General features: G+C 71.8%; 35 protein-coding genes. 3 read left to right on the top strand and 32 right to left on the bottom strand.

The annotated features are described in order from the left end of the window. Nucleotides 1-4: 4 nt before the first annotated feature. The 23 genes from D1J60_RS25575 to D1J60_RS25675 all read right to left on the bottom strand — a co-directional run bounded on the left by D1J60_RS25575 (nucleotide 5) and on the right by D1J60_RS25675 (nucleotide 19,823). Nucleotides 5-3,340: a hypothetical protein gene (locus D1J60_RS25575; protein ID WP_125822652.1), complete on the bottom strand. Its 3,336-nt coding sequence runs from the start codon at nucleotides 3,338-3,340 to the stop codon at nucleotides 5-7. A gap of 14 nt (nucleotides 3,341-3,354) precedes the next feature. Further along, nucleotides 3,355-5,685 carry a phage tail tape measure protein gene (locus D1J60_RS25580; protein ID WP_125822653.1) on the bottom strand — a complete coding sequence of 777 codons (2,331 nt, stop codon included), beginning with the start codon at nucleotides 5,683-5,685 and terminating at the stop codon, nucleotides 3,355-3,357. A gap of 159 nt (nucleotides 5,686-5,844) precedes the next feature. Further along, the gene (locus D1J60_RS25585; protein WP_125822654.1) at nucleotides 5,845-6,255 is read right to left on the bottom strand and encodes a hypothetical protein; all 411 of its coding nucleotides are present in this window, start codon (nucleotides 6,253-6,255) and stop codon (nucleotides 5,845-5,847) included. Between the two features lie 8 nt (nucleotides 6,256-6,263). Continuing rightward, complete coding sequence (locus D1J60_RS25590; RefSeq protein ID WP_125822655.1) at nucleotides 6,264-6,767, bottom strand: hypothetical protein; 504 nt, start codon at nucleotides 6,765-6,767, stop codon at nucleotides 6,264-6,266. Further along, on the bottom strand, nucleotides 6,767-7,177 hold the full coding sequence (locus D1J60_RS25595; RefSeq protein ID WP_125822656.1) for a hypothetical protein: 411 nt from the start codon (nucleotides 7,175-7,177) through the stop codon (nucleotides 6,767-6,769). The genes D1J60_RS25590 and D1J60_RS25595 overlap by 1 nt, the downstream gene beginning before the upstream one ends. A 6-nt stretch (nucleotides 7,178-7,183) precedes the next feature. Further along, entirely contained in the window at nucleotides 7,184-7,918 is a 735-nt protein-coding gene (locus D1J60_RS25600; RefSeq protein ID WP_125824184.1) for a hypothetical protein, read from the bottom strand. Between the two features lie 2 nt (nucleotides 7,919-7,920). Next, nucleotides 7,921-8,364, bottom strand: coding sequence for a hypothetical protein (locus D1J60_RS37410; RefSeq protein WP_241253605.1), 444 nt, complete (start codon nucleotides 8,362-8,364; stop codon nucleotides 7,921-7,923). Then, nucleotides 8,348-8,554, bottom strand: a complete 207-nt coding sequence (locus tag D1J60_RS25605) for a hypothetical protein (protein WP_125822657.1) — start codon at nucleotides 8,552-8,554, stop codon at nucleotides 8,348-8,350. Before D1J60_RS25605 ends, D1J60_RS37410 begins: the two co-directional genes overlap by 17 nt. A gap of 9 nt (nucleotides 8,555-8,563) precedes the next feature. Beyond that, complete coding sequence (locus tag D1J60_RS25610) at nucleotides 8,564-9,157, bottom strand: head-tail connector protein (RefSeq protein ID WP_125822658.1); 594 nt, start codon at nucleotides 9,155-9,157, stop codon at nucleotides 8,564-8,566. A gap of 13 nt (nucleotides 9,158-9,170) precedes the next feature. Continuing rightward, a complete protein-coding gene (locus D1J60_RS25615) occupies nucleotides 9,171-9,401 on the bottom strand; it encodes a hypothetical protein (RefSeq protein ID WP_125822659.1) in 231 nt (76 codons plus the stop codon). A gap of 11 nt (nucleotides 9,402-9,412) precedes the next feature. Further along, nucleotides 9,413-9,763, bottom strand: a complete 351-nt coding sequence (locus tag D1J60_RS25620; protein ID WP_125822660.1) for a hypothetical protein — start codon at nucleotides 9,761-9,763, stop codon at nucleotides 9,413-9,415. Nucleotides 9,764-9,831: 68 nt separating this feature from the next. Continuing rightward, complete coding sequence (locus D1J60_RS25625; protein WP_125822661.1) at nucleotides 9,832-11,253, bottom strand: hypothetical protein; 1,422 nt, start codon at nucleotides 11,251-11,253, stop codon at nucleotides 9,832-9,834. A gap of 140 nt (nucleotides 11,254-11,393) precedes the next feature. Next, entirely contained in the window at nucleotides 11,394-12,182 is a 789-nt protein-coding gene (locus D1J60_RS25630; protein WP_125822662.1) for an HK97 family phage prohead protease, read from the bottom strand. Next, on the bottom strand, nucleotides 12,179-13,348 hold the full coding sequence (locus D1J60_RS25635; protein ID WP_125822663.1) for a phage portal protein: 1,170 nt from the start codon (nucleotides 13,346-13,348) through the stop codon (nucleotides 12,179-12,181). Before D1J60_RS25635 ends, D1J60_RS25630 begins: the two co-directional genes overlap by 4 nt. Before the next feature lie 3 nt (nucleotides 13,349-13,351). Then, nucleotides 13,352-13,519 (bottom strand): hypothetical protein, encoded by a 168-nt coding sequence (locus D1J60_RS37415; RefSeq protein ID WP_164720968.1) that lies wholly within the window; start codon nucleotides 13,517-13,519, stop codon nucleotides 13,352-13,354. A gap of 10 nt (nucleotides 13,520-13,529) precedes the next feature. Next, nucleotides 13,530-15,077, bottom strand: a complete 1,548-nt coding sequence (locus tag D1J60_RS25640) for a terminase family protein (protein WP_125822664.1) — start codon at nucleotides 15,075-15,077, stop codon at nucleotides 13,530-13,532. Next, nucleotides 15,034-15,279, bottom strand: coding sequence for a hypothetical protein (locus D1J60_RS25645; RefSeq protein ID WP_125822665.1), 246 nt, complete (start codon nucleotides 15,277-15,279; stop codon nucleotides 15,034-15,036). The genes D1J60_RS25640 and D1J60_RS25645 overlap by 44 nt, the downstream gene beginning before the upstream one ends. 316 nt (nucleotides 15,280-15,595) lie before the next feature. Beyond that, a complete protein-coding gene (locus D1J60_RS25650) occupies nucleotides 15,596-15,874 on the bottom strand; it encodes an HNH endonuclease (RefSeq protein ID WP_125822666.1) in 279 nt (92 codons plus the stop codon). Between the two features lie 100 nt (nucleotides 15,875-15,974). Beyond that, nucleotides 15,975-16,436, bottom strand: coding sequence for a hypothetical protein (locus tag D1J60_RS37420; RefSeq protein ID WP_164720969.1), 462 nt, complete (start codon nucleotides 16,434-16,436; stop codon nucleotides 15,975-15,977). 938 nt (nucleotides 16,437-17,374) lie between these two features. Beyond that, nucleotides 17,375-17,881, bottom strand: a complete 507-nt coding sequence (locus tag D1J60_RS25660; protein WP_125822668.1) for a hypothetical protein — start codon at nucleotides 17,879-17,881, stop codon at nucleotides 17,375-17,377. Then, nucleotides 17,878-18,426, bottom strand: a complete 549-nt coding sequence (locus D1J60_RS25665) for a hypothetical protein (RefSeq protein WP_125822669.1) — start codon at nucleotides 18,424-18,426, stop codon at nucleotides 17,878-17,880. Before D1J60_RS25665 ends, D1J60_RS25660 begins: the two co-directional genes overlap by 4 nt. Beyond that, a complete protein-coding gene (locus D1J60_RS25670) occupies nucleotides 18,426-19,313 on the bottom strand; it encodes a hypothetical protein (protein WP_125822670.1) in 888 nt (295 codons plus the stop codon). Before D1J60_RS25670 ends, D1J60_RS25665 begins: the two co-directional genes overlap by 1 nt. Nucleotides 19,314-19,493: 180 nt before the next feature. Beyond that, entirely contained in the window at nucleotides 19,494-19,823 is a 330-nt protein-coding gene (locus D1J60_RS25675; RefSeq protein WP_125822671.1) for a hypothetical protein, read from the bottom strand. Nucleotides 19,824-19,977: 154 nt separating this feature from the next. On the opposite strand from D1J60_RS25675, the gene D1J60_RS25680 reads away from it, so the two are divergent. The 3 genes from D1J60_RS25680 to D1J60_RS25690 all read left to right on the top strand — a co-directional run bounded on the left by D1J60_RS25680 (nucleotide 19,978) and on the right by D1J60_RS25690 (nucleotide 20,867). Beyond that, the gene (locus D1J60_RS25680) at nucleotides 19,978-20,268 is read left to right on the top strand and encodes a helix-turn-helix domain-containing protein (protein ID WP_125822672.1); all 291 of its coding nucleotides are present in this window, start codon (nucleotides 19,978-19,980) and stop codon (nucleotides 20,266-20,268) included. 89 nt (nucleotides 20,269-20,357) lie between these two features. After that, the gene (locus D1J60_RS25685) at nucleotides 20,358-20,615 is read left to right on the top strand and encodes a hypothetical protein (protein WP_241253396.1); all 258 of its coding nucleotides are present in this window, start codon (nucleotides 20,358-20,360) and stop codon (nucleotides 20,613-20,615) included. 9 nt (nucleotides 20,616-20,624) lie between these two features. Then, the gene (locus D1J60_RS25690; protein WP_125822673.1) at nucleotides 20,625-20,867 is read left to right on the top strand and encodes a hypothetical protein; all 243 of its coding nucleotides are present in this window, start codon (nucleotides 20,625-20,627) and stop codon (nucleotides 20,865-20,867) included. Here the strand turns inward: D1J60_RS25690 and D1J60_RS25695 are convergent, their stop codons facing one another. The 9 genes from D1J60_RS25695 to D1J60_RS25725 all read right to left on the bottom strand — a co-directional run bounded on the left by D1J60_RS25695 (nucleotide 20,868) and on the right by D1J60_RS25725 (nucleotide 24,009). Further along, nucleotides 20,868-21,536, bottom strand: a complete 669-nt coding sequence (locus tag D1J60_RS25695; protein WP_125822674.1) for a hypothetical protein — start codon at nucleotides 21,534-21,536, stop codon at nucleotides 20,868-20,870. Further along, nucleotides 21,533-21,763 (bottom strand): hypothetical protein, encoded by a 231-nt coding sequence (locus D1J60_RS25700; protein WP_125822675.1) that lies wholly within the window; start codon nucleotides 21,761-21,763, stop codon nucleotides 21,533-21,535. Before D1J60_RS25700 ends, D1J60_RS25695 begins: the two co-directional genes overlap by 4 nt. A 2-nt stretch (nucleotides 21,764-21,765) precedes the next feature. After that, nucleotides 21,766-22,170: a hypothetical protein gene (locus tag D1J60_RS25705; protein ID WP_125822676.1), complete on the bottom strand. Its 405-nt coding sequence runs from the start codon at nucleotides 22,168-22,170 to the stop codon at nucleotides 21,766-21,768. Further along, the gene (locus D1J60_RS37425) at nucleotides 22,167-22,328 is read right to left on the bottom strand and encodes a hypothetical protein (protein ID WP_164720970.1); all 162 of its coding nucleotides are present in this window, start codon (nucleotides 22,326-22,328) and stop codon (nucleotides 22,167-22,169) included. Before D1J60_RS37425 ends, D1J60_RS25705 begins: the two co-directional genes overlap by 4 nt. Continuing rightward, complete coding sequence (locus tag D1J60_RS37430; protein ID WP_164720971.1) at nucleotides 22,325-22,492, bottom strand: hypothetical protein; 168 nt, start codon at nucleotides 22,490-22,492, stop codon at nucleotides 22,325-22,327. Before D1J60_RS37430 ends, D1J60_RS37425 begins: the two co-directional genes overlap by 4 nt. A gap of 151 nt (nucleotides 22,493-22,643) precedes the next feature. Continuing rightward, nucleotides 22,644-23,030, bottom strand: a complete 387-nt coding sequence (locus tag D1J60_RS38710; RefSeq protein WP_125822677.1) for a hypothetical protein — start codon at nucleotides 23,028-23,030, stop codon at nucleotides 22,644-22,646. 100 nt (nucleotides 23,031-23,130) lie between these two features. Then, on the bottom strand, nucleotides 23,131-23,430 hold the full coding sequence (locus tag D1J60_RS25715) for a hypothetical protein (protein ID WP_125822678.1): 300 nt from the start codon (nucleotides 23,428-23,430) through the stop codon (nucleotides 23,131-23,133). Continuing rightward, the gene (locus D1J60_RS25720; protein WP_125822679.1) at nucleotides 23,427-23,720 is read right to left on the bottom strand and encodes a hypothetical protein; all 294 of its coding nucleotides are present in this window, start codon (nucleotides 23,718-23,720) and stop codon (nucleotides 23,427-23,429) included. The genes D1J60_RS25715 and D1J60_RS25720 overlap by 4 nt, the downstream gene beginning before the upstream one ends. Nucleotides 23,721-23,793: 73 nt before the next feature. Continuing rightward, complete coding sequence (locus D1J60_RS25725; protein WP_125822680.1) at nucleotides 23,794-24,009, bottom strand: hypothetical protein; 216 nt, start codon at nucleotides 24,007-24,009, stop codon at nucleotides 23,794-23,796. Nucleotides 24,010-24,048 lie beyond the last annotated feature (39 nt).

Consider the following 24,048-nt stretch of genomic DNA (forward strand, 5'->3'; position numbering starts at 1 on the left):
CTCCTCAGTAGCTGGTGATCGCGGGCTGAGCGAGCCGTACGTCGGTGCCTGCGGTCTGGGCCTTGGTGATCCCGTTCACGGACCGCGTTACGGTCATCCGCTGAGGCGACGCCACCACCCAGTTCGCGAACCGGTACTCGGTGGTCGCGTTGGTGTTGCCGGAGAACGCGCCGCCGCCGATCCCGACCTGTCCGGACGTGATGAGCCCGGTCGTCGCGGTGCGGTCGAGCTGCCAAATTCCGGTCGGCTCGATGGTTCCGGTGGGCCAGATCCGCATCAGGATGCGGTGTCCGATCAGCCGAACCCGCACCTCGTACTGCTGGCCGGCCGTGTAGGTGAGGCTGGTACTGACTGACGTGTCGATCAGTGTCGACCCGACCACCGCCGAGAGGCCGATGGCCCCGCCGACGCCCCACTCGACGCGGGCGCGGTAGCAGGAGCTGGCGCTCGACCAGCGCATCGCGAAGGACGTGACCATGCTCGCCCCGGTCGCGACCGCGTTCACCGAGACCGTGCACCGGATCTCCGCGTCCGCGCAGGTCTCTGCCACGGTCTGCATCCGCAGGGTGGTCTGGGCCGACGTTGCGGTGATCAGCCCGAGACCTCCGGACACCGACCGGTCAGCACCGGTGCCACCCGTGAGGGTGTAGGTGTGGCCGTCGGATGCCGTACCCCAGCCGCCCGCGGCGACGGTCCGGGCGAACGTGTCCTCGGCAAGGGAGGTGATCGCGGTCGCGGTGACCACCTCTCCGCCGAGCCGGACGTCGAACGGCATCTCGGCCGGGTCCTGTGTCCAGCGGGGACTGCTGCTGTCGGCGGTCTGCGTGGTGTGGACGAGCAGCGTCGTTGCTGACGAGGTGGCGTCAGCGCCGAGTACCGAGCTGTCCGTGTCTGCCCGTCCGTAGACGGAATCGTCGGCGAACGCGGCCGACCAGGGGCCGGCCGGGGTGCAGTTCAGGAAGATGTCCCAGCCGGTGGGGTGGCTGATGACCTCGGTGTACCCCTCGACGATCAAATCGATCGGGCCCGGCGGCAGCCAGACCGGCGGGTTGATGATCTGGATCCGGTCACCGATGTCCAGCTGCACGACAGCCGGGATGAGCGACGGGGCGGCGGCCAGGTTGATGTGGACGGTCGGATAGCGGGCCTCGTCCCAGGTGCCCATGTGCAGCAGCCAGCCCGCGATGTCCTCGGGCTGGCTGTCGTAGCGCAGGTTGAGGGTCCGCGCGTCGTCATACACGCCGACCCCGGCCGGCGGGGGCAGGATCGACAGGGGGCTCGTGGTGTCCACCGCGCGAGCGGAGGACCCGTTGGCCCGGGTGACGGTGCGGTCGTTGCGTACCCGCTGGTCGTCGTCGACCGGTTCCAGGGGCGGGGCCACGTGGCCGGCGACGGAGTAGTCCAGCGTCAGCGCCACCGGCTGGTTGTGGTACGTCGTGCGCCCCTTGTAGACCAAGCCGAGACGGTCCCTCGCCTCGTAGAGCACGCCGAGGTCCGCGTCGGCGCACTCGTTCAGGAGGGTAAGCAGGGTGTTCGGCCGCTGCGCGTCCACGGGTGTCGGCGCATAGTCGCTGACGATGGGGACGGACTCCTCGCCGCCGAGCCGGACGATGCGGCGGCTCGCTTCCTCGCCGCGCCATGCGTTGTCGCCAAACACGTAGGCGATGGTGGAAGAGGTGGGCAGCACGCCGAGGTGGCCGATCCGCATGTCTGCGGCGAGGGGGCCGAACGTGGTGGAGATGTCGGTGACGATCCCCGCGGTCCCGGCGATGGTGGTGCCGCCCCCGTACCCGGTCCCGTCAACTACGGTCCAGCCGAGTTCGTAGCGGACGTTGCCGCCGCCCTGGTCGGCGGCGGTGAGGTTGAGGTTGATCCAGTGGCCGTGGAAGTCGAGGAGGGAGAAGACGATCGAGACGACGGTGGAGCCGGCCGCGTCGTACCCGGTGAGGTCGACGCTGTCGGAGTCCATGGTGAGAACGAACCTGCGGGCGGTGCCGGTAGTGGTGAACTCCAGGATGGTCGTGGCCGACGCGGGGGCTCCGGGGCTGTGCATCATGTAGCTGACGAGCCACTGGCCGGTGGCCGGGTACGGCGGGACTGTCCCCCGCATTGAGGCCGTCGCGTCGATCTTCGGCAGGGCGGACGATCCGAACAGGGAGTCGTCCGCGCCGAACTCGAACCCGCTGACGACCAGCGGAGTGACGCCGGGCAGGGGGGAGTACGCCTGGGTCGCGTCCTTCCCGTCCTCCATCGGCCAGTACGCCACGGGGGCGCCCACCGCAGGAATCCTCCGGCGCAGCGTGGACGCCAAGGCCTTCCTGCCCTGCCCCAGTCGGCGCAGAATCCCTGATGCCTCTACAGGGACGTAAATGTCTCGGCCGGACGGGTCCCAGCGGGGCGGCCAGGACGACACCTCGGCGTGCAGCCGGTACTCGCGGTTGGAGATGGCGGCGGCCCCGGCCAGCGTCCACGTTCGGCCGGCGGAATCGGCCCACGAGGTTGTGCCCGGGGCGAGGGCCCGCATGTCGGGCGCGGCCACGACGGACCCCCCGATACCGGACCGCAGTTCGGCCCGGTGTACCCGCCCGCGCAGCGGGTACCGGGTGGCGGTGGCGCTGCTCTGATCAGGGCTGATTTCCAGGGGGGCGGTGCTGTTGAAGATCGACGTGGTGCCTGTCACGGTGACGGTGCCGATGGTGGTCCAGGACCCGGAGAGGGACGTGGACCAGTACAGGGTGATCGTGCGGCCGCCCGCGCCGTTGTCGACGTCCATGGTCAGCCGCAGTGCTGCGCGGCGGGGCAAGGGAGGAAGGGTGAACTGGGCGGTCAGCGCGTCGGCGGAGAGGCCGGTAGGGGTCCAGACCCAGGTGCACGAGGCGGACTGGAGGCGCAGGTCCCAGGAGCGGTTGCCATCGGTGGGCTGCGACCACTTGCCGATCAGCGTCTGCTGCTCGGTGTCGTACCAGCGGGCGGTGACCTCGATGCGGACGTCGATGTCGCCCACGATGTCCAGGCTGGCGTGGTCCGGGGTGGACGCGATGTCCGTCGGGAGTCCGGTCATCGCGAGGTACGACTCGGTCCCGGGCACCGAGAAGCGAACCGGGGTGTTACGGCCGATGCGCCCGTAGTTCGCGCTGCGCGGGTTGCGCGGCGAGTACTTGTTCTGCCGGTTGTCGAGCTGGAACGAGGCGCGCGCCGGGTCGACGCGGGCGGCCTCGTCCTGCCGGCCCCGCTCGATGCTGAGTGGGGCCCGCGCGTACAGGTCGCCGGTGATGTCGGTCCACACCCCGCCGATCTGCATCTCGGCGAGGAGCTCGATCGGGGTCTGCGGGAACGCCACGGGCGTCTCCTCTCTTACGTCTGGCCGTACGCGGTCTGCACGGAGCCCTGCCCGACGAGGCGGACGCTCTTGCGGAGCGCGGTCGCGAACGCGGACTCGACGGCTGCGTCGATGACGAGCCGGACCTCAACGGGGACGGGCCCGTACCCGGGGCGGGTCAGGACTCCGCCGCCGGAGCCGCCGCCCATCTGCTGGCCTGCCGCGGACGCGAGCCCGGACGCGGGGGGTTGGACGAGGCCGGTCATCGCCGCGTCGACCTCGCCGGCGCGGGACTCGATGCCGACGACGACGCCGGCGGGGATCCACTGGCCGATCTGGTCGGCCATCAGCTTGGAGGGCGACGCGATCCCGAGGGCCTTGGCGATGGGCCCGGGGATCAGCTTGCGGGCCCAGCTGATGAGGGTGGAGCGCAGCCAGGCGCCCATGGACTGGATGCCGCGCCACAGGCCGGACACGACGTCGCGGCCCTTGTCCACGAGGAGGCTGCCGAGCCCGGAAAGCTTGGCGGAGATCATCCCGGGCAGGTCGCGCACCCAGAGGATCAGCTCGCCGCCCTTGCGCTTCGCGCCCTCCTTGATGGCCTCCCAGTGCTTGATCATCAAGCCGATGGGGGTGAAGTTGAGGAAGGCGTTGTAGATCATCCCGGGGATGCCCTTGATCCAGGCGATCAGGCCGTCCCAGGCGGCCACCGCGGTGGACTTGATGGACTCCCAGTGGGAGGCGATCAGCCCGACGAGCGTGAAGTTCATGAACAGCTGGATCACGAAGTTCACGAAGCCCTGGATTTTCTGCCATACCCAGTCCCAGGCTGCGCCCGTCCAGGCCTTGATCTGGTCCCAGTAGGCGACGATCAGCGCGACGAGCCCGGCCACGGCCATGATGATCCAGCCGATCGGGCCCATCGCGATCAGCCACTGCGCGGCCATCACCGCGGCCCAGGCGACCGCGCGGGCGGCCATCAGTAGGAACTGCATCGCGGCCGTCGCCCCGGCCCGGAGCACGGCCAGGACCCACGTGCCGATCGAGACGAGCGCCGACCCGGTCCACGCGGCCGCCGTCGACAGTGCGGACGCGACGGCCCCGGCGGCGATGCGGGCGTAGGCCATCAGGCCGATGCCCATCATCCGCATCCAGTTCCCGATCACGCCCCAGGCGGACGCGGAGATGATCGCGTTGGCGCCCGCCACGATCGCGGACACCGCGGAGTAGACCATCATCGCGCCGCGCACGACGAGGACCGTCGCGGCCAGCCCGAGCAGCGTGTACACCAGCGGCTGGAACACGCCCTGGTGCTGCATCGCGAACTGGACCATGACGCCGCCCACCTCGGTGAGCTTGCCCATGGCCTCGCGCTTGAACTTCTCCAGCGCGGCGGCTGGGCTGTTGCCGAGGGTGTCGGCCATCGTCTGCGCGGCTCCGCCGACTTGCCCCAGGGCCGACACGGCGGTGGTCGGGTCCAAGGCGTAGAGGGCGTCTCCGAGGTCCTCGGCCTGGGTGCCGAAGAGCATGACCGCGGTCTGCGCGCGTACAACGGGGTCTTCGATGCTGCGGAGCTTGTCGAGGGTGAGGTCCAGGCCGGCGGCCGCAGAGCTCCCGCCCTTGCCGATTTTCGCCGCCATGTCGTCGGCGGACAGCCCGATCGCCTTGAACCCGTCGATGGTGGTCTTGGAGCCGTCCACCGCGCGGATGCTGAACTCCTTGAACGCGTCAGCGACGATGTCCGCGTCCCGGGCGCCAGCGCTGAGACCCTGGCTGATCAGGCCCATCGCGGTCTGCCCATCGAGGCCCAACTTCCGGAACTGCGTGCCGTACTCCCCGAAGGTGTCGAGGAGGTCGCCGGCCTTGTCCGCACCGGTCTGGAACCCGCGCGTCAGGATGTCGAAGGCTTCCGTCGCCGATCCGGCGAGCCCGGTCTTGAGCATCTGGGCGACAGCAGCCGTGGCGCTGGACACGTCCTGGTCGAAAGTCTGGGCCAGGGCCATCGCCTTGATCGTGACGCCCTCCAGCCCTCCATCCGCCTCGTCGACCTCGCCGATCTGCTGGTAGACGCCCTTGATCGCCTCGTTCACCTCGGCGGTCGACTCGCCCCACGCCTGCGCGTAGATGCTGGCGGACACCTTCGACACCTCGGCGGCTTCGGCCGGGCCGAGCCCCAGCTGTGCAGTGAGCTTGGCGTTCGCGGCTGAGGCGTCCAGGTTGGCCACGATTCCCGCGCCGAGTGCTGCTCCGACGCCCGCGCCGATCGTGGCCGCCGAGGCAGTGAACCGGTCGGCAACCCGGTCCATGACGCCGGACGCCCGGTCGCGAGCGATCAGGTTGAAGACGAGGGAGGTGTCCGAGGCCACGACGAGATCACCTCCCCCTCTTCATCTGTTCGTTCGCCTCACGCTGCGCTGTTTCGTACCGGTCGAGCCAGTCGAGTGCCGCGTCCGCCTGCTCGACGGTCATCAGGTTCCACTCCCAGGGCCGGATCCCGAGGAGGTGAGCGGCGTCGCCGAGGCGCCTCAGGCGACGATCGGCGGAAGGACTTTTCCCTCATCTCCCGGGCCGTCGTCAGCCTCGGCGATGGCCTGGTCGAGGCCGGCGAGCATCGCCTCCCGCTGGTCGGGGGACGCGTGCTCGGCTGCCTGCTCGCGAATGAAAACCAGTTCGGCGCGGGTCTGGACGAGGGTCAGCTCGTCCCACGCGAAGTCCACGTCCTCGTACCGCAGGGTGGGGTGCTCCCGCTTGAGGTACATGTGCAGCAGCGCGCGCCGGCAGCCCGAGTTGCCGTTGGCCACCGCCTTGGTGAAGTCGCTGAAGTCCTTGCCGGTGCGCTTCTCCAGCGCCTCGCGCTCCGCAGACATGATGCGACGGGGGTTGTACTCCCAGCGCTGCTCTTCCTCGGACCCCTCGGGCTTGTAGACCAAGTACATCTCGTCCCCTATCCGGCCCGGTCGGCGAGGCGCCGGGCCATGTTCTCCATCGCTTCGTGCACGGCGGCTGTGTAGCGGTTCGTGTCGCCCTCCATGGCGTGGTCGAACCACTGCTCCTTGCCGTGCTGCTGCACCCACGGCTCCCGGCCGTAGGTGAGGTGCCGCCAACCGCGTGCGCGGTTGGTGCGCTTCGGGGCGTTGGCGAACCCGCGGATGTTGCGGGTCTTGAACGCCTTGATCCGGGCCCCGGACCAGTTCCCGCCCAACTTGACCTCGGGCCGGATCTTCTTGGCGATGGCGGAGCGCAGCGCGGGCGCGGTGCCCGGTCCGCTGCTGGCCATCGCCATGATTCCGGACTTGGCCTGAACGGCTGCGGGCTTGAGCGCCTCGCGCATGTTCTTTGCGAGTTCGCGGCGCAGCTCCTTGCCGTCGGACTCCGCACGGAGCGCCCGCGCGAGCGCGTCGAGCCCGTCGTGGGTGACGGTGACCTCGAAGGGGGGCCGGTCGGCCATCAGGCCGTGGCGCGGGTGACGGCGCCGCTCGTCGGGAAGCTCACGCCGACGGACGCTTCGTCGCCGACCGAGCCCTCGATGGGGTTCCAGCCCTTGATCAGGACGGACCCGGTGTACTTGGGGTTGGAGGTGCCGACGGCGGCCGAGTCGGCCCGGACCTCAAACGTCACGACGGTGCCGAGGAGCGGCCACATGATGCTGTCGATCTTCGTAGCGGCCACGTCCTGGAGGAACTCCACCGCGAGCTCACCGCTCTTGAGACCGCCGAGGACGGCCTTCCAGCCCAGGCTGCCGTATGTCGTGACTTCCTTGTCCTCGACCTCGACGGTCAGCTCGGCCTTGCGGGTGTAGTCGGAGAGGTCGACCCCGTTGATCGCGAGGTACTGGGACAGCAGGACCATCTTGGCCATGAGGGATCACCTGATTCCGAAGGAGGTGGCGAACATGAAGGAGGGGGTGGTGCCGCTGATGGTCCAGGCCACGCGGTACCAGGTGTCCGTGATGGCGCCGCCCGTCGTACGCAGCGCCTCCCCGCCGGCGGCCGTGGCCGCGGTGAACGTGAGCTGCGTCGTCGGCGACGCGAAGCTGTTGGAGTCGTCGGACTCGATCCGCGCAGTGATCGACGGAGTGGTGCCCGCAACGGACAGCACGTGCAGCGCCGCGTACAGCCGCTTGCCCGCCGTGACCGCGCCGAGCTGCACCCCGGTGCCCGTGCCGGTCGAGGTGCGGGCGGTGCCGGCCGGGTGGGCCATCTGCCCGCGTACCAGCGGCCACGCCGAGGCGCCCTTGCCGGTCCACGGGGCGACGTCGCCCACGGAGCCGCCGAGGGCGTAGCTGGCGGTCAGGCACTGCGTGACGTACGCCAGATCACCGACGGCCGCCCCGTCCGGGCAAGCGGTCCACGGGCCGACCCCGCCGAGCCGCGCCCACATCGCGTCATCGACCTTCGTGGAGTCCGCGGCTTCCCACTGCCCTTCGGCGCTGACCTCGGCCGACCCGAGGCCGCCGATGACCTCCTTATACCCGGCGCTGTAGTAGTTGGTGGTCTCCTTGTCTTCGACCTCGCTGGTGAGCTCGATCTTGTTGGAGGCCCCGGTCAGGTCCGCTCCCACGGCGAACAGTCGGGCGTTGAGCAGCACGAACTTGCCCATGGTCAGCTCCTTCCGTCGCCGATGATGCGGATGATCAGCTCGGCCCCGACGTACTGCGTGCCCTGGTGCTCGTACCAGCGGTAGCCCTGCACGCGGGTCACGTGGAAGTCGTCGCAGAGCCCGCCGAGCGCGGGCTGCCCGGGTTCCCCGCGGGCGGCTTCGATCGTGGTCTTCAGCGAGGCGGGCCCGGACCCGGCGAGCAGCGCGTCGAGGGTGCGCTGCGCGGAGACGTCGTCCGCGCGGCCAACGAGGACGCGGCACGTCAGCTCGGCCTCGTCGAGCGCGCGGCGCATCGCCTTGTCGAATTCGAGGGTGAACTCCCCGGCGAAGAAGCATGGGGCCGGAACCGAGTCGGGCGTGTACCCGTAGCAGGTCAGCTTCCCCGCCCCGGCCGGCAGGACGACCGTGCGCGCGGCGGCTGCGATGGCCTCACGGATCGCCGCCATCTGCACCGCCGCCCACCTCCTTTGTCCTTCGGCGTCGGGCCGGCTGGTCGGTGACGTCTTCAGCGACGCCCGCAGCGACGAGGTGCGCGCCGACGATGGTGGGCACGTCGGCCTCGTCGCCGAGCGCGGGCCACGGCTCGCCGTCCCGGGTTGCGCCCTCGGGCATGGCGACGGTCATGCGGATCCGCATAGCTCCTCCTCACCCGAACCCGGGCAGGACGTAGGGCTCGATCAGGTTCCAGACGTCCGGGTCCCGGCGGGAGAGCCGCACCACGCCCCACTCGGCGCTGCCGGTGATGCCCTCGGGGGAGTCCTTGCGCTTGAACAGGCGGCTCGCCTGGATGAGGGTGGCCTGCACGATCTCGTCCGGAATGGCTGGCCAGCCGAACCGCGCCGTGACCCGCACGCGGCCAAGGACGCTGCCCCAGCCACCCCGCCGCAGCAGCGCGGTGACGGGGCGGCCGTCGGCGAGCGCGTTCTCGGGGACGAACTCCCAGTCGGTGACATCCGTCCACGTAGCCCCTGAGCCCGAGGCGACCACGAACCCGGCTGCGCTGCCGATGTCGTCGACGAGGAACAGCTCCCCGTCCGGCTCGCAGACGGTTCGGCCGCGGGGCCGGTACACGCGCTGCACGGGTGTCCCGTCGAGCCAGAACCGGCGGCCGGTCGCCGCGTCGATGGACCGTGACGCAGCCGTCAGCGCCTGCTGGAGCAGGGCGTCGCGGGAGGTGTCGGTGTCGTCCAGGCCGAGCTGCCGTTTCAGGGTGGCGAGGTCGGCGTACTCGTGCGCCACAACGGCCCCTCCCCTACTCCCGGATGATGTTGCCTTCGGCGTCGCGGGGCAGCTTGGGGCGGCCGCGGCCGCGCGGCCTGTCTTCGGTGTCCGCGGTGTCCTGCGGGGGCGCCTGCCGCTCGGCGGGGACCTCGTACCCGTGGTGGGCGAGCTGCTCGTCGACCTGGGCCATCCGCTCGGCCCTGCCGGAGCGTTCGTAGCCGGCGCGCTCGGCGAGGAGCGCGGAGATCATGTTCTGGTCCATGGCCGAACCCCTCAGCCCTGGAGAAACGCGATGGTGGCGCTGAACGTGAAGCTCGGCGTGGTCCCGCCGATCGTCGCCGTGGCGCGGACGTAGTTCGCGGTGATGCCGGCGGTCGCGATCCGGTTGCCGGCCGCGGTGAGCTGGGTCGCGCCGCCGCCAGTCACGGCGGACCACGAGGTGCCGTCCGCGGACTGCTCCAGGGCGACGTCGAGCGTCGGCGTGGTGCCGGACGCGGCGGAGCAGTGCACGAGCAGCACGGCCACGGAGGCCTGCCCGGGTGCCGCGACGGGCCCGGAGCTGGCGGTGGCGGTGCGGGCGGCGGACGTGAGGACGACGTCGCCCATGAACGGCCTGATGGCCATGAGGTTCTCCTGTCTGGGGTGGGGCGCAGCCCGGCCCGGGGGACGGTCGGGCCGGGCTGCGGTCAGGGTCAGAAGACGGGGGTCACCAGGCCGGTGCCGCTGACCTTCTGCATGCCGTTCGCGTACCGGCCGAAGGTGTACGCGAAGTAGCTGTAGGCGACGAGGAGCACGCCGAGGTTCGCGGCCTTGGCCTGCTCGGCCCGGATGAACATCGGGGCGCCCGGGTCCTCCCAGAGGTGGCACTCGGAAGAGGGGACCACATAGATCTCGTCCTCGTTGGTGCCGGCGCCGAGGTTCGTCGCGATGTTGTTGTCGACGATGACCTCCAGGCCGCACGGCAGCACGCCGCGGGCCCCGGACCCGTACGAGCTGTTCGGGTTGGCCTGCCCGGCAGCCTGCACGGGGAGGTTGGTCCAGTTGACCATCGGCCACGTGGCGGACATCTGCGACGTCAGCCAGTACCAGCGCCGCGAGTGCATGACCGCCAGGTTGGGCTTCCCCATGGCCAGGAGCGCGGCCTCGCCGCCCGCGGCCGCCCCGAGGATCTTCGGGTACAGCTCGGCGCCGGTCGGGTTCGCGTCGGTGTACGACACGGCCGCGGCCACGTTGGTCATGCCGTTCGTGGCCTGGTTCAGCAGGGCCGAGTCCACCGTGGTCGCGACCCGGTTGAACAGATCCTGGAACACGACGTCCTCGATGCCGGTGCCGCGGTCGATGGCCTGCCGACTGATCGTCTGCTGGCCGGCCGCGGTCTGCACGTTGACCGTGAGGAGCGTGTCGTCCATGTCCGTCTCGGACACGGCCGCGTTCTCCGAGGCCTGGAGCGCGGCGCTCGACGAGGTCGTGATCCGGCTGATGTTGACCGACATGCCGGACTGCGGCAGGGGGTGGCGGTTGCAGGCATCCGCGAACGGGCGCAGGTTGGCGGTCGCCGGGGCGTACAGATCGGTCAGGTACTGGGGCACAGTCAGACCGGCGAACGCGCCGGTGCCCACGGACCGCTGGAAGTACTCGGCGCGCTCGACCCGCTCCTCCTGCATGTGCCGCGCGAGGCGGGACGCCGCCTCCACGTCCTGGTACAGGAACTGCCGGGACAGGTCCATTAGGAACCCCTTGCCGTGGGGGTCCTCGTCCTTGCGGTAGGTCCGCTCCTCGCGGCCCACGCGGGCGACCTGGTCGTAGGACGGACGCCGGACCTGGGTCGGGGCGCTGGTGCGCTGCTGCTCGGCGCGCTCCATCTCCTCGGCCTTGATCTTGTTGGCGTTGGCGAGCTTGTTCTCGATGCCGGTGACGTCGCTCTTGGCCTGGTCACGGGCGGCGAACAGCTCGGTGATCCGCTCGTCCTCCTCGACGGACAGTGCGGACCGGCCGTCCTGCTGGGCCTTGTCGAGGATGAGCTGAATCTCCGCGCCGCACTTCTTCGAGCGCTTGTGCGCCGCTTCGAGTTCGACCTCGATCGAGGCGATGAGGTCGTCGATGGTTCCGGGCATGTCGGTGCCTTCCGGTAGATCGGGATGGTGGTGGGTCAGCGCGACTGCGCGCGGCGGGCCCGGGGCGTCTGCCGGGCGTGGCGAGTCCCGCCTCCGGGCGATCTGCCGGATGGCGTGCTGGAGGGTAGAGCTGGGGTTGATCAGTCGTCGCCGAGCTGGGCGAGGAACCGGGCCCGGACCATGGCGATCGAACGGCCCTGGGCCGGGGCCGCAGCCGGCGTCGTCGGCGCGGCAGGCTGGGGGGCCCGCAGGTCGGCGCGCTCGGAGAGGCGCGCGAGCGCCTCACGGGCGACCAGCGGGGACAGGTGGTCGATGGAGGCGAGGAACTCGCCCGAGCGCGCCGACACCGAGGTGTGCGGGTTCGCGCCGTAGGTCACCGGGCCAACGTCCCCGCGCTCCAGGTCGAAGCTGTTGATCCGGTACTCGGTGTAGTCCGGGGACCACGTCCCCTCGGTGATGCGGAACATGAACGACTGCTCGCGCACGTCCGCGTCCTCGATGGCCTGGACGAGCAGCTGCACGTCCGCCCGCTTGGGGTTGAGCCAGGCGCGCTGACCGAGGCCGGCGTCGTCGGCCCACAGCTGGAGCCGGCCGTTCCTCGTCGACGCCATCGGGGTCCCGCCGTGGTTGAAACGGAACACCACCTCGGGGTCGGCTGCGAGGGTCTTGTCGGCGGCGCCCTTGGTGACGACCTCGGTGTAGGGGCCGAACGCGTCCCACATCTCGTAGCCGCGCTCGAACGAGGAGGCGTAGCCCTCGACCTCGTACCACTCCATCTCGTCGCGCAGCACCTTCTTGGCGCGCAGCTGGGAGGTGAAGCGGACGGGCTGTTCCGTGGGCCGGTCGCGCGGGAGGCGCATCTCGGCGGAGCCCGCAGCGGAACGGCGGGCGGCTGCGGCCTGCGCCCGCAGGCTGGCCAGGTCGGTCATGTCGATGCTCCTGTCGGTGCGGCCGCCGCAGTGGGGGCGGGGTTCTTCGTGCCGAACAGCCGGTCGAACTCGCCGAGCTGGGCGTCCGTGAACGGGGCCCGGTCCTCCAGCTCCCGTGCCTCGGACGGGGCGAGCTGCCGGGAGTTGATCTGCGTGGCGAACATCGCTGCGCGGGCAGCGGGGTCCATGCGGAGCAGCGCGTCGGTGTTGAGCTTCACGTACCGGGGCCGGGACGACAGGGACGACAGGGCGTCCTCGCGGCGGATCACGGTGGGGCCGAGGTTCATCACCAGGAACTGGAGGTTGCGCTGGCTGATGTTGGCGTAGGTCATCGACCCGTTCGCGCCGGCGTCGATCAGGTCCCCGGGCACGTCGAAGAACCGGGCGATGTCGCCGATGCCGAACCGCTTCGCCTCGATCCAGTCCGCGCCCGCAGCCTCGGCCTGGATCATCTTGTACTCCCAGTCCTGCCCGGTCACGAACAGGTCCCCGCTCGCGGTGGCCGCCTTGAAGCGCTGCTTCACCTCGGTCGCGGTCTTGGGGTCGATGGTCTTCGCGGTGTTCTTCAGGTGCGCGCTGGGCACCGCCCCGTTGCCGAACCAGTCCAGCGCGAACTGCTGCACCGACAGGTACTCACCGATGGACCACGCGGCGTACGCGATCGGGGAGAGGCCGACCGGGAGGCCGGCCATCGTGTACTGCCGCTCGTGCCACACCTCGGACGCGTCGTAGTCGTGGCCTCCGATCCGGTACGAGCGGACCCCGTCCTTCATCCGCACCGTGACGTCGGCGAGGGGGACCAGGTCGATCCTCGACGGAAGACCGAGCCCGTCGCGCGCGGTGACCAGGCCGAAGCAGTTGCCCGCCCGGTCGAGGTCGAACTGCGTGGAGTACAGCCACTCCTTGATGCCGACCTGCGTCCCGCCCGGGTTGACCAGCACGGGGGGCTTGGGCACCTCGACGGCCCGGCCCTCGACCGTTCGGTACAGATCCACCGGCATCGTGGACACCAGGTTCGCGCGCAGCCGCAGGCACGCCCACACCGCGCTGTGCCGTAGCGATGACTCGGAGGTGACCGACACCCCGCCCGCATGCTGCGGCAGTCGCGGCGGGATCAGCTCGGAGGCCGTCGGGCCCTGGATGGACCGGCGCTTGAACAGGCTCATCCGCTACCGCCCCCCGTCCTGCCGCGCCGCAAGCCACGAGCCGCCCAGGACCACCAGCCCGGCCACGCCGAGCGCGCCCCCGGCCGTCCACGGCCACAGCGCAGCCCCGGCCCCAGCGGCGATCAGCAGCAGGCCGGCCGCGTCGAGGAGCGTCGTCACCACAGTGCGCACGGCGTCTCCCTCAGTAGATCGAATCGAGAACCTCGTAGTCCTCGCGTACAAGCGGGCCGCGCGTGAGCAGCGCCCACCGGGCGAGCGTGACCGCGACGAGCGGCGACACGTCGGCAAGGGAGCGGCGCCGGTCGAGGACCCATGCGTCCCCGACGGGGCGGGTCATCGCCCCGTTCACCGCGGCCGTCAACGGGGCCTGGTCGATGTGCGCCACCGTGCCCTGGTTCAGCGCGTCGGCGAGCTGGCCGCAGGCCTCGACGATGTCATTCGTCCGGAGCACGACCAGGTGCCCGTACTCCGGGCGCTCCTTGTCGGCTGGCACGTCAACCCCCGCGGCGACGAGGTCGTCGACGAGTGACCCGGCCGGGGACCCGGCGGAGGCGATGGCCACGGCCACCGGGCGGTGGAGCTGCCGCAGCCGTACGACCGCGGGCACCACCCAATCCGTGCCGGCCCGGCGGTCCACGACCTCCAGGTGCAGGCGCCCGTCCGGCCGGAGGGAGGCCAGCCCGATCGTCGCCGTGCTCCGGTCCTGCGAAACGTCCACGGCCAGCGCCAGTTCGTCGCCGGGGCGGGACTGCTCGTCGGCCAGGTTCGGCCAGTGCTGCTTGGGCACGTTCGGGTCGGACGGCGGAGCGGCCTTGCGCGTGCGGTTCAGGTATGCGCGGTCGAACTCGCCGGGGTCGAGCTTCTCCAGCTCGGAGCGGATCACGGCCTCGGTGACGGTGTGGCCGAGCGCGGGCAGCGCGGCCGCCCACGTGGCCGGGTCGTCACGCGGCATCTCGTCCGGCGCGAACCACTCGAAGTAGGCGACGGACGGCCTGTGCCCGGTGGCCCACATCTCCTCGACGAGGGCGCGACCGGCGGCCCGCTTCTTATTCAGCCACGCGCTCTTTTCGGTGCCGCCCGCGGACGCCCACCACAGCTGGGCCATCGGCCGCGTCAGCATCGCGGGCGAGAACGCCTGCTCCAGCCGGTCATCCTCGTGCGCGAACGCCTCGTCGATGACGCCGAGGTCGAGCGCCGGGCCGTGGCCGGCCTTCTCCGTGTTCGCGGTGATGCCCAGCTTGCTGCGGGTCCGCGTCCACAGGATCGCCTCGTTGCCGTTGGACTTCCGTGCCCGGACCCGGGGCGCCAGCGATGACCCTTCCAGGGTGACGAGGAACTCGTCCTCCCAGCGCTGCCTCGCCATGCCGCGGGTCTGCGCCGCGTACACCACGTTCTGCCGCTGCCACGCCGCGATGCGGTGCGTCATCAGCGCGAGGATCTGCTGCGTCTTGCCCTGCTGGCGCGGCACGGACAGCCCGACCTCGCGGTGCGCGAACAGCCCGGTCGCCGGGTTGATCTCCAACCCCACGTCGAGGACGTACCGCTGCCACGGCATCGGGGTGAAGCCCAGGGCCTCCATCACCCGGCACGCCGCCGGCCCCAAGCTCGGCCACTCCGGGCGCCGCGGCGTCCCCCAGCGCGGCGGGCACGTCAGCCCGTACCGCTCCAGCAGCTGCTCGGCGAACTCACTCGGGGGCTGCCAGGTCTCCAAGGCCGTCGTCGTCGTCATCGGCGGCCCGTCCCTCCAGCAGCTGGGCGAGCGTCAGCCGCAGCTCGCGCGAGAGGTTGGGCAGCAGCTTGGTGTCCTCGCTGGGCAGGAGGTCGACCTCGGCGGCCAGCCGGTAGGCCAGCTCGGTCAGCGACGGCTCCACGCCAGCCAGGTCGCCGAGCGCCTCGACGTCGGCGCGGACGGCTTCTTCAACGGGGCCCATCGGTACCTCCGGTGCACGGCTCGCCGACGGTCAGACAGGCGGGGCACGGCGCCGCCGCCGTGGGGGCCGTGCGGGCGCGGAACGTGGCGGGTGCTGGGAGTGCGAGGAGCCGGTCGATGGCGGCCCCGAGGGCGGCCTTCTGCTCGGGCGTGAACACGGCACCTCCATGATCATCCCGGTGGGATCCGGCCCGGGGGGAGAAAAATAAAAGCTGGGCGCGGGGCTGGGAGAAGATCGTTTCCAAAAAATCCGGCGCGCTTCTGACCTGCGACTTTGCGATCAGCGCATACGTGCAGGTCAGAGGCTTGCGTGTGAACTATGAGTACCAGTCGCGTGATGTCTTCAGCCTCACGGCCTGGGCCTTGCTCCCCTTCTCGCCGTTGCAGTTCCGGCCGCAGGTCGGGCAGCGGCCCACCCCGTGGGCGGGAAGCCAGTTACTCGTGTCCTCGGGGTCGGCCCCCTGCGCGACCGGGATGACGTGGTCGACGACGTCGGCGCCGGCGTGGCCGCAGAGGTGGCAGACGTCGGACTCGGCGAGGAACCGGGCGCGCTGCTTGCGGTAGCTGTACGCGGTGAGGTCGCGGCGCTTGGCCACGGCGTCACCTCCTCGGCGGCTGGCGGGGGTTGCCGCCCGGGGCCCTCGTCCCGGGCGGCTGCACCCGCACCCACTCGCACCGGAGTGGTCTGTGGCCCCGTCAGTACGTGGGGCAGATGGTGGTGTGGACGACGGCGAGGATCTGCGCGGCCTTGGCTTCGCCGTGTCCTTCCGGATGGGTTGGGCTGGTCCACCGCTGGTTGGTCTGCTCGACCTGCTTGGGGATGTCCCCGGTGTGGGCCTTGATGGCCGCGCAGGTGTCGATGCCCCGGCTGATGGCCTTGTCGTCCTTGCCGTGGACGATGTCCTTGTCGATGGCGTTGAGGCCGTCGAGGAAGGCCTTTCGCTGGGGGCCCTTGGGCTCGGCGGGCAGGCCGGCGGCGGAGCGGGCCGCGTCAGGGTTAGCGCTGGCGCCGCTCGCGCCGGGTGCAGGCTGAGCGGTGCCGGTGTCGCGGACCCAGGACGCGGACGGGCCGGGGCTGGCCGTGGTGCTGCTGGAGCAGCCGGTGAGCGCGAGGAGCCCGGCGGTGGCCAGGATGGTGATGGCGTGGTGTGTGCGCATCGGATCATGTTCGCCGGGGTGGTGGTGCCGCGTGGTGGTCGTGATGGGTCTGTGACGCGCGAAGGCCCCGCGCGGTGGCGGGGCCTTCGGATGGTTTTTGGGCGCGCTGATGACGCGCAGGTTCAGGATGCGGCACGGCCGCCGGTTTTGCAACTAGGTGCAGAATCGGGCTTCAGTGGGTGCAGCCCTTGGTCCACCACCCGCACGTGGGGCAGTACTCCATGCCGCTCACCCCCTGCCCACGGTGTAGTGCCGGGTGCTGGAGGGCTCTCGGACAATCCGCAGCGCCCCCTCAACGTGTAGCTCGGGTCCCGTAGCTGTAGCCGTAGCTGCCTCTGTAGGCGCCGCCTGACCTGCGGCAACTACAGCTGCGGCCGTGGCAGGGGAGGGGGCTGGAGAGGGGGTAGGAAGGTCGGCAGCCCGGACGCCGGTGGACACCCCGCGGCCGCGCTGACGAACGCTGCCGCAGTGCGGGATCCCGGCGGCCCGGCAGGCGGCTCGGACGGCGGCCGCATCCCAAGGCCGACGGGTGGTCTTGGTGAGGTGCTCGGCGAGGGCCTCGTAGTGCGCGCCGTGCCCGCCGTCCGCAACCGTGCGAGCGGCGGCCGCGATGTCGACGGCGGGGAGGGGCTCTTCTGGGGGTCCCGCCTCGTCCTCGGCCGGCGCGTGCTGCACGGGGTGCTGCGCCCCCGCCCGCCACGCTCTGACGAGCCACCAGGCGGCGACGGTCCACATCGCCCACGGCGTGCCCGCGAAGGCCTGGAACGCGGCGTACCCCAGTCCGGCAAGGATGCCCATGCGGAGCCAGGAGCCGAGGGCGGCTTGCCAGCCGTCGAGGTCGGCCCGGCGTCCGGCCGCGATCCACGCGGCGAGCTTCTGCACGTAGGCCCGGTAGGCGAGGGCGGATCCTGCCCGGAGCCGGGCGGCGGCGGGGGCGGTCACAGGGAGCCCCCCTCAGCTACGCGCTTCCCGGCAGCGCCGATGTCGTTGACGAGGCCGGGGAGCCCGTCGAGGGCACCGGCGACACCGGCGGTGATCGTCATGCAGAGGCCGAAGACGAGGCCCCCGAGCAGGCGCCGCTTATCGTCCTTCGAGGCCGCCTTGTAGGCGGCGAAGGTGATCCCGGCCGTGACCGCGACGACGAGGGCGCCCATCGGGGTGAGCTGTCCGGCGAGGCTGCGGGCGGCGAGCGGCTCCCCCGCGCCGACGCCGGTGAGGCCGGTGACGGCCTTGTCGCTGGCGGCGCTGACGCCCTGCCGGGTGCAGCCGGCGAGCATGCCGAGGAGGCCGCCGGTGCAGAGGGAGGCGAGCGCGCCCATGAGGCTGCCCTGCCCGAAGTGCAGCAGGAGCTTGGGATCGCGACTCCCGTTCCACCAGGTGCGCAGGTTGAGGTACGCGACGAAGACGCAGAGGGCGAAGCCGGCGGCGGACAGGCCGATGGTCATCGGGTGACTCCGGTGATGATCGTTACGGCGTCGAACCAGTCGACGGCGCCGTAGACGCCGAAGCCGGTGACGACGAGGAGGAATAGCAGCCGGACGGTGGCGCCGCGGCGCAGGATGCGGGCGACGACGAGGGCGCAGGGGATGCAGCCGAGGGCGTAGGGCTGCCACGGGCCGATGGCGCGGCCCGAGTCGACGACGTACGCCCAGGTGGTTGCGGCGCTGTAGCCGACTCCGGGGATGGGGGTCACGGCGAGGGTGATCGCGGCTGCGGCCTGCCAGGGCTGGCCGAATCGGCGGAGCCAGGCGGCGAAGCGCTCCCAGCGGGACGGCTCCGGCTCGGGCTCGGGGTAGACGAGGTGGACCTGTACGCGGTGCACGATCTCGCCGGGCGGCGGCGCGGGCTCGGGCGCGGAGTACCAACGGGGCTCGGCTGGCGGAGGCGGCGGCGGGGTCGGGCGCCAGGGCGGGATCTCGCCAGGCTCCGGCGGCCGCGGAGGGAGCGGCGCGCCGGGCGGGATGATCTGGGTGATGCGGGCGTCGGCCATCAGTTGTAGGCCCCCTGTGCTTGGCTGCGGGCGCGACGAACGGCCGCTGCAACGGACTTGGGGTTTGCGCCCGGGAGCTTCGCGAGCGTGCTGCGAACGGCGTCGGCGTTCTCGGCGTGGATCGCGATCTGTTCGCGAACGACATCGGCAAGGCTCGGTTGCTCGCGATCGGTGTTCGCCCTGGTGGGGCCGGTGTTCGCCACTGGCGGAAGCGTGGGGATCGCGATCTGATCGCGGTGATGCTCGCTGTGTTCGCGATCCCTTCTGGTGCTGATCGCGAGCGGCGACCGGCGCTCGATCTCGCGGAGCTTCTCGATGCGTTCGAGGCGGATCTCGGCATCGGCGTCGTCGCGGGCGAGGGTGATGCGGGCCTCGGCGCGGATGCGGGCGATCTCGGCGTCGGCGGCTCGGTCGACGCCGGCGAGCTGCGCGGCGTGGAGGCGGGCCTCGTACTCGCTGTCCCGCATCACGGCCGCGATCTCGGCTTCCTGGTCGGCGGTGAGCGCGGCCGGGTCGCGAAGGGCGGCGAGAGCGAACGTCCAGACGATCTTGCCGACGAGGACGACGAACGGGCCGGCGTACATCTGGCCAGCGCCGCCGACGTCGTGGCCGTGGCGGGCGAGGAGGGCGGCGACGCCGAGGGCGATGGCCCAGCCGGCGGGGGCTGCGCTGTAGCTCTTGCTCTTGATCTGGATGGTGATGCCGCGGTACTCGGCCCAGAGGACGGTGATCCAGCCGATGTCACCGGCGAGGGCGACCGAGAGGCCGAAGCGACCGGACTGCATGAGATCGGTGATGGCGTAGCCGGACCAGAGGAGTGAGAGAACGGCGAGGGCGGCGGCGCCGTAGAGGATGGGTGGGGTGTGCGGCAGGGTGGGGCGCTTCACGGAGGGTGCTCCGGGGTGTGCGGGGCCGGGGCCGCGCGGGTGGTCAGCGCGGGCCCGGCCGGTCGGCGGCGGGTCAGGCGGTGCGGTGCGACTGGGCGTCGCGGGCGGCCTGCGCCCGGGCGTAGTCGTCGGCGGCGCGGGCGAGGAGTTCGGCGGCGGTGGCTTCGGCGTCCTCGGCCATCACGCGTTCCTCGCGGCGAGGCGGAGGCGGAGCGCGTACTCGCCGCCGGTGATCCCCTGGGTGATGACGTCCCCGTCGCCGAGGGCGACGAGGGCGGCGAGCGCCTTCAGCAGGGCGGCGTCTCGGACGGCGCCGGGGTACTGGGCGAGCACGTTGGCGCCGGCGGAGCTGAAGGCGAGGCCGAGGGCCGTGGTGGTGAGGGGCTGCTCGGGCTGGTGGTCGCTGATGAGGTCGGCGACGGCGTGGAGGAGCTGCGCGGCGACGGGGAGATCCTCGCGGGCGCGGCGGAGGGCTTCGTCCGGCTGGGCGAGGTCGGTACGGTGTGTCATGGCTGTCCCCTGTTCGTGCAGGTGGATGGCTGGCCCCGGCGGAGTTGCACCTCTGCCGGGGCCGTTGTGTATCAGCAGCGAGTGCCACTTCCATCACTGTAGGGGGACCCCCTACAGTTTGGGAAGTGGGCCCGCCCAAACGGAGGGACCGGATGTGAGCGAGGAGGTGCAGCGGGTGTTCGAAGCCATCGATGCGCTCGAAGGGATCGCGGATCCGACAGAGCGGGCGCGCGCGCTGGGCGAGGTGCTGAAGGGCCTGCCGGACCGGAACAAGAGGCTCAAGACGGCGCGTCAGGCTGCGGTCGCCGAGCTCCTCGCGCGGCCGGGCGCGTCCTTGCGGAGCGTGGGCGCCGAGCTGGGCATCTCCTTCAGCACCGTGCAGGACATCGTGAAGGGGTACTCCGGCTCGGGCTCAAAGCGCCCACGGGCGGCGGGCGCCGAGTAGCCGTGACGGCGGAGCCCCCGGTCCCCGATGGATCGGGGGCTCCGTGCTGTCCGGATGCGTCCGGAGCTGTCCGGACGCAGGCTGGTGGGGTGCCCGACCGCGCGAGGATCGTCGTCTACCCGCCCGCCCCGACCGGCGGCCGGCGGGTCGTCGCGCACGTCCACGGGGAGGACTCCATCCTCGGCACCGCGTACGGGCTGGCAGATGTCGCGGAGTTCCTCCGGAGGGTCGGCGTGGATGATCCGGATGCCGTCCTCTCGGCCGGGGACCCGCTGATGGAGTGGCGCGGCGGCGGGCCCGAGACGTGGACCGCGAGCCCTGACGACGGGCCGGAGCCCGGACCGTAGGATCGCGCGGTGGGAATCGAACTGACCGACGAACTGATCAAGCTGCGGCGCGCAGCCAACGAGGCGCGGGCTCGGGCCACCGCCGGCCCGTACAGCGCTGAGGCATGGCGCCCCTGGGCGGAGGCTGCGGCCGCCGTGCACGAGGCGATCACCAAGCACGCCGCGGACACCGGGCAGAACCGGTACGAGGTCGAGAAGGCCGTCGTCACTGCGGCCAAGGCCCCGGCTCCGCCCGAGGCCGGGGCCGAGTAGCTACGCGGCCGCGCAGTCCAGCGTGAGCGACCGGGCGCAGGCCCGGCACACCAAGCTCGGCGGCCGCCCGTCCCCGCCCTCGAGGAGTAGCTCGGCGCCGCAGCCGCACGCCCGGCCGGTGCCCACGCTGCGCCGGCGGATCCCGAGGGCGTGCTCGACCCGCTCGGCGGCCCCGGCAGCCGTCCGGGTGATCTCGTCCAGCTCGGCGCCGGTGAGCGGCCGGAAGGGCCCGACGTCGCCCCGGACGCGGGCAGCGAGCCAGACAGCAGCCTGCGGAGCGGTGCGGGTGCCGGTGTACGGCCAGCGCGCCAGGTCGGCCGAGTCGGCGGCGGCCAGGGCGTTCCGCCGGTCGCGGTCGGCGGGGCTCCAGCCGCGGGCGGCCCAGTCGGCCGGCGCCGGGCTGACGGGGGAGGACTGAACGCGGGCGGCGATCTGGTCCGCGAGGGCGACGAGGACGGCCTCGACGGTGCGGATCGTGTCGATCACGTGGAGCCGGACGGGGGCGCTGCGGTCGGCGGGGTCGTACTCGTCGACGGTCCGCAGGTAGGCCTGGAGGGACGCGGGGGGCCATGCGTCGTGGGGGCGGGCGGTGCGCAGCTGGTGGAGGTCGGCCCAGTGGCGGACGACGAGGTCGAGGTGGGCGCTGGCGATGGCGTGTGAAGCGCTCACGGGGATGTCTCCTGGGGGTCGTCGATGGCGCGGATCGTCGGACAGGGGTACGGGACGGCGGCGTTGTCGCAGCTGCCGTTCCCGTAGCCGGAGCAGTGGCCGCAGATGATGCGTCGGCCGTGCTGCACGGGGGCGTGGAGGGCGCGGATGCGGTCGAGGGCGCGTGCCTGCTGTGAGGCGCGGACGGCGGCAGGTCCCCAGCCGGGCCTGCGGGGCGGGGTGGGCATAGCTACTCCTGCGGGGTGGGGCAGTCGGAGGGGTAGTGGCCGGTGTCGCCGCACAGCTCCCAGCACGGGTTGCACCAGCCGCTGCTGCTGTGGTCCTGCTGGTCGTGGCCGCACTGGCAGGCGTGGTCACAGCGGGGGCAGGCGGCGCAGCGCTTGGCGAGGGCGGCCTCGGCCTGGTCGGCGCGTTCCTTCTGCTGCTCGGCTTTGCCTGCCCAGGCGTCTCGGGCGTCGAGTGCGTTCCACAGGCGGATGTACAGCTCGTCGAGGTCGTTGTCGGTGATCGTGTCGGCGGTGTGCCGGGAGGGCTGAGGTTCGGCCGGGAGCGGGGCCCCGCAGCCGGGGGCGCACGGTGCGACGCGGTGGCACCCTTGCTCGAACTTGCAGATGGGCTCGGGCTGGTCGGTCACAGGTAGCTCCCGGTGGGGACGTCGGTGACGGGCCGGCAGTCGGGCTCGTCCCAGATTTCGGGCGGGGCGGTGTAGTCGAGGCAGGGGCAGGTGCCGGGTTCGTCGTCGTAGCCGCAGGCGGCCGGGTCGTACGCGCACGGCGGCAGCTGGCCGGTCATCGGCTGCTTCCATCAGTGAGGAGCTGCCGGAGTGCGGCGAGAGCGTCGTCGGTGAGCCCGATGTCAACGGACCAGGCCTGCGTGTCGAGGTGGGTGAAGTCGGGGAGGTGGAGGATCACGCCGTCGCCGTCCGGGTTCGGTGTGATGCGGGGGCCGTCGGTCATCGGCTGCTCCTGGGGTGGCTGGTGAGGTGCCAGGCGAGGCAGTGCGGGCACGCGTACGGGGCGACCTCGCTCCGGCCGCGGGCGCGGAGGGTGCGGAGGTTCCGGCGGGCTGCGCCGCGGGTGCGGTAAGGGTGCTTGCCGGTGGGGCAGGTCACGGCCGGATCCCGCTGGGCTGGCCGAGGACCGCGCGGGCGACGTCGAGAGCGGCCGTCCAGGCCTTGGAGGTTCCGCCCTCGGGGTGGAGCGCGCCGCCAGTCCCTTCGGTGGCGGCCACGTCGACGGCGGTCTCGCTGAGCCAGTGGGCGAGGGCGAGTCCGGTGGCGGGGCCGAGGAGGACGAGGTACCGGTTCACGGCTTCGAGGCGGGCGGCGTAGGTCTCGATCAGCACGCTGGGCTGTTCCGGGTCGTCGACGACGACGGGGGACCGGCTGCCGAGGGTGTGGCCGGTGGCCCAGGTGAGGCGGTCGTTGTGGATGGCGTCGGCTGTGCGGTCGAGGAGGCGGTCGGCGGCGGCGCGGAGTTCTTCGGCGGGGGTCATCGGTGGCGGCGCTTGAGGTTGTGGGCGATGCGGGCGAGGGCGGTGGCGGTGATGCTGCCGAGGACGAGCCAGAGGGCGAGGCCGCCGAGGACGATGCGGATCACGGCTGCCCCTCGGCGAGCTGGCGCAGCCGGGCGAGCGCGGCGTCGTCCTCGTCGGTGAACTCGTCACCGCGGACGGCCATGTGGTCGGCGGCGAGGTCGAGGGCGAAGGCGAGGAACTGGCGCTCGGACGCGGTGATCACGGGCAGGACGTTCTTTCCGACCCAGACCGCGGTGTGCACGGTAAGGTCCGCGGCGAGCTGGTCAGCGGCGCCGATCGGGGTGGCGCGCACGATCTGTTGGATGAGCTGCTGGAGCGGCAGCAGGGCGGCGATGGCGTGGTCGGGCTGCTGGCTCATGCTCCGGCCTCCTCGGCGTTGTCGAGCCGGCGGCGGACGGCGTCGCCGAGGGCGTTCCACGCGCCCTGGACGGCGGCCTCCTCGGGGGTGACGGTCGGCTGCCCGCCAGCCTGCCGGGCGACCTCGCGCAGGCCCGCGATGACCTCCTCCAGGCGGTCCACGGGGATGAACACGGCGGCGTCGCGGCCGTCGTGGTCGACGAGGCTGAGATAGACGGCGGGCTGGCCGCCGAAGGTCGAGCGGTCGGCGCGGATCCGGTTGAGGGGCGAGGGCGTGAAGGTGAACGTCACGGTGCGGGTCCTTCCGGTGGATGCTGGTGGGGTCGGCCGCCCCGCACTGCCCGCGGGGCGGCCGGCGGGCGGGTCAGAGCCGGTCGGGCTGCGGCGCGCCACACCGGCACGTCGTCCGGCCCGGGTAGTTGTCCTCGCGGCAGCTGGCGCAGCGCCACAGGAAGCCGGCCCGGCGGGCGATCCGGCTGAGGGCGCTGTGGTCGCTGGACGTCTCGACGGCGGCGAGGAGCTGGGCGATGGCAGCGGCTCGCGCTTCGGGCGTCGTGTAGTCGATGGGCTGCTCGGTCATGAGGGCTTCTCCTGTGTGCGTGAGGGCGGGAACCGGCTC

The sequence above is a fragment of the Streptomyces sp. W1SF4 genome, assembly GCF_003950035.1.
GTDB lineage: Bacteria > Actinomycetota > Actinomycetes > Streptomycetales > Streptomycetaceae > Streptomyces > Streptomyces racemochromogenes.

Bases quoted from the DNA above. Each gene is read 5' to 3' on its own strand.
- D1J60_RS25725 (WP_125822680.1), bottom strand. From the start codon at position 24,009: ATGACCGAGCAGCCCATCGACTACACGACGCCCGAAGCGCGAGCCGCT.
- D1J60_RS37420 (WP_164720969.1), bottom strand. From the start codon at position 16,436: ATGCGCACACACCACGCCATCACCATCCTGGCCACCGCCGGGCTCCTC.
- D1J60_RS25590 (WP_125822655.1), bottom strand. From the start codon at position 6,767: ATGGCCGACCGGCCCCCCTTCGAGGTCACCGTCACCCACGACGGGCTC.
- D1J60_RS25605 (WP_125822657.1), bottom strand. From the start codon at position 8,554: ATGCGGATCCGCATGACCGTCGCCATGCCCGAGGGCGCAACCCGGGAC.
- D1J60_RS37430 (WP_164720971.1), bottom strand. From the start codon at position 22,492: ATGACCGACGGCCCCCGCATCACACCGAACCCGGACGGCGACGGCGTG.
- D1J60_RS25615 (WP_125822659.1), bottom strand. From the start codon at position 9,401: ATGGACCAGAACATGATCTCCGCGCTCCTCGCCGAGCGCGCCGGCTAC.
- D1J60_RS25630 (WP_125822662.1), bottom strand. From the start codon at position 12,182: ATGACCGACCTGGCCAGCCTGCGGGCGCAGGCCGCAGCCGCCCGCCGT.
- D1J60_RS37425 (WP_164720970.1), bottom strand. From the start codon at position 22,328: ATGACCGGCCAGCTGCCGCCGTGCGCGTACGACCCGGCCGCCTGCGGC.
- D1J60_RS25665 (WP_125822669.1), bottom strand. From the start codon at position 18,426: ATGGCCGACGCCCGCATCACCCAGATCATCCCGCCCGGCGCGCCGCTC.
- D1J60_RS25660 (WP_125822668.1), bottom strand. From the start codon at position 17,881: ATGACCATCGGCCTGTCCGCCGCCGGCTTCGCCCTCTGCGTCTTCGTC.
- D1J60_RS25585 (WP_125822654.1), bottom strand. From the start codon at position 6,255: ATGTACTTGGTCTACAAGCCCGAGGGGTCCGAGGAAGAGCAGCGCTGG.
- D1J60_RS25675 (WP_125822671.1), bottom strand. From the start codon at position 19,823: ATGACACACCGTACCGACCTCGCCCAGCCGGACGAAGCCCTCCGCCGC.
- D1J60_RS25715 (WP_125822678.1), bottom strand. From the start codon at position 23,430: ATGAGCCAGCAGCCCGACCACGCCATCGCCGCCCTGCTGCCGCTCCAG.
- D1J60_RS25635 (WP_125822663.1), bottom strand. From the start codon at position 13,348: ATGAGCCTGTTCAAGCGCCGGTCCATCCAGGGCCCGACGGCCTCCGAG.
- D1J60_RS25700 (WP_125822675.1), bottom strand. From the start codon at position 21,763: ATGCCCACCCCGCCCCGCAGGCCCGGCTGGGGACCTGCCGCCGTCCGC.
- D1J60_RS25595 (WP_125822656.1), bottom strand. From the start codon at position 7,177: ATGGCCAAGATGGTCCTGCTGTCCCAGTACCTCGCGATCAACGGGGTC.
- D1J60_RS25600 (WP_125824184.1), bottom strand. From the start codon at position 7,918: ATGGGCAAGTTCGTGCTGCTCAACGCCCGACTGTTCGCCGTGGGAGCG.
- D1J60_RS25625 (WP_125822661.1), bottom strand. From the start codon at position 11,253: ATGCCCGGAACCATCGACGACCTCATCGCCTCGATCGAGGTCGAACTC.
- D1J60_RS37410 (WP_241253605.1), bottom strand. From the start codon at position 8,364: ATGGCGGCGATCCGTGAGGCCATCGCAGCCGCCGCGCGCACGGTCGTC.
- D1J60_RS25620 (WP_125822660.1), bottom strand. From the start codon at position 9,763: ATGGCCATCAGGCCGTTCATGGGCGACGTCGTCCTCACGTCCGCCGCC.
- D1J60_RS25640 (WP_125822664.1), bottom strand. From the start codon at position 15,077: ATGACGACGACGACGGCCTTGGAGACCTGGCAGCCCCCGAGTGAGTTC.
- D1J60_RS38710 (WP_125822677.1), bottom strand. From the start codon at position 23,030: ATGACCCCCGCCGAAGAACTCCGCGCCGCCGCCGACCGCCTCCTCGAC.
- D1J60_RS25645 (WP_125822665.1), bottom strand. From the start codon at position 15,279: ATGGGCCCCGTTGAAGAAGCCGTCCGCGCCGACGTCGAGGCGCTCGGC.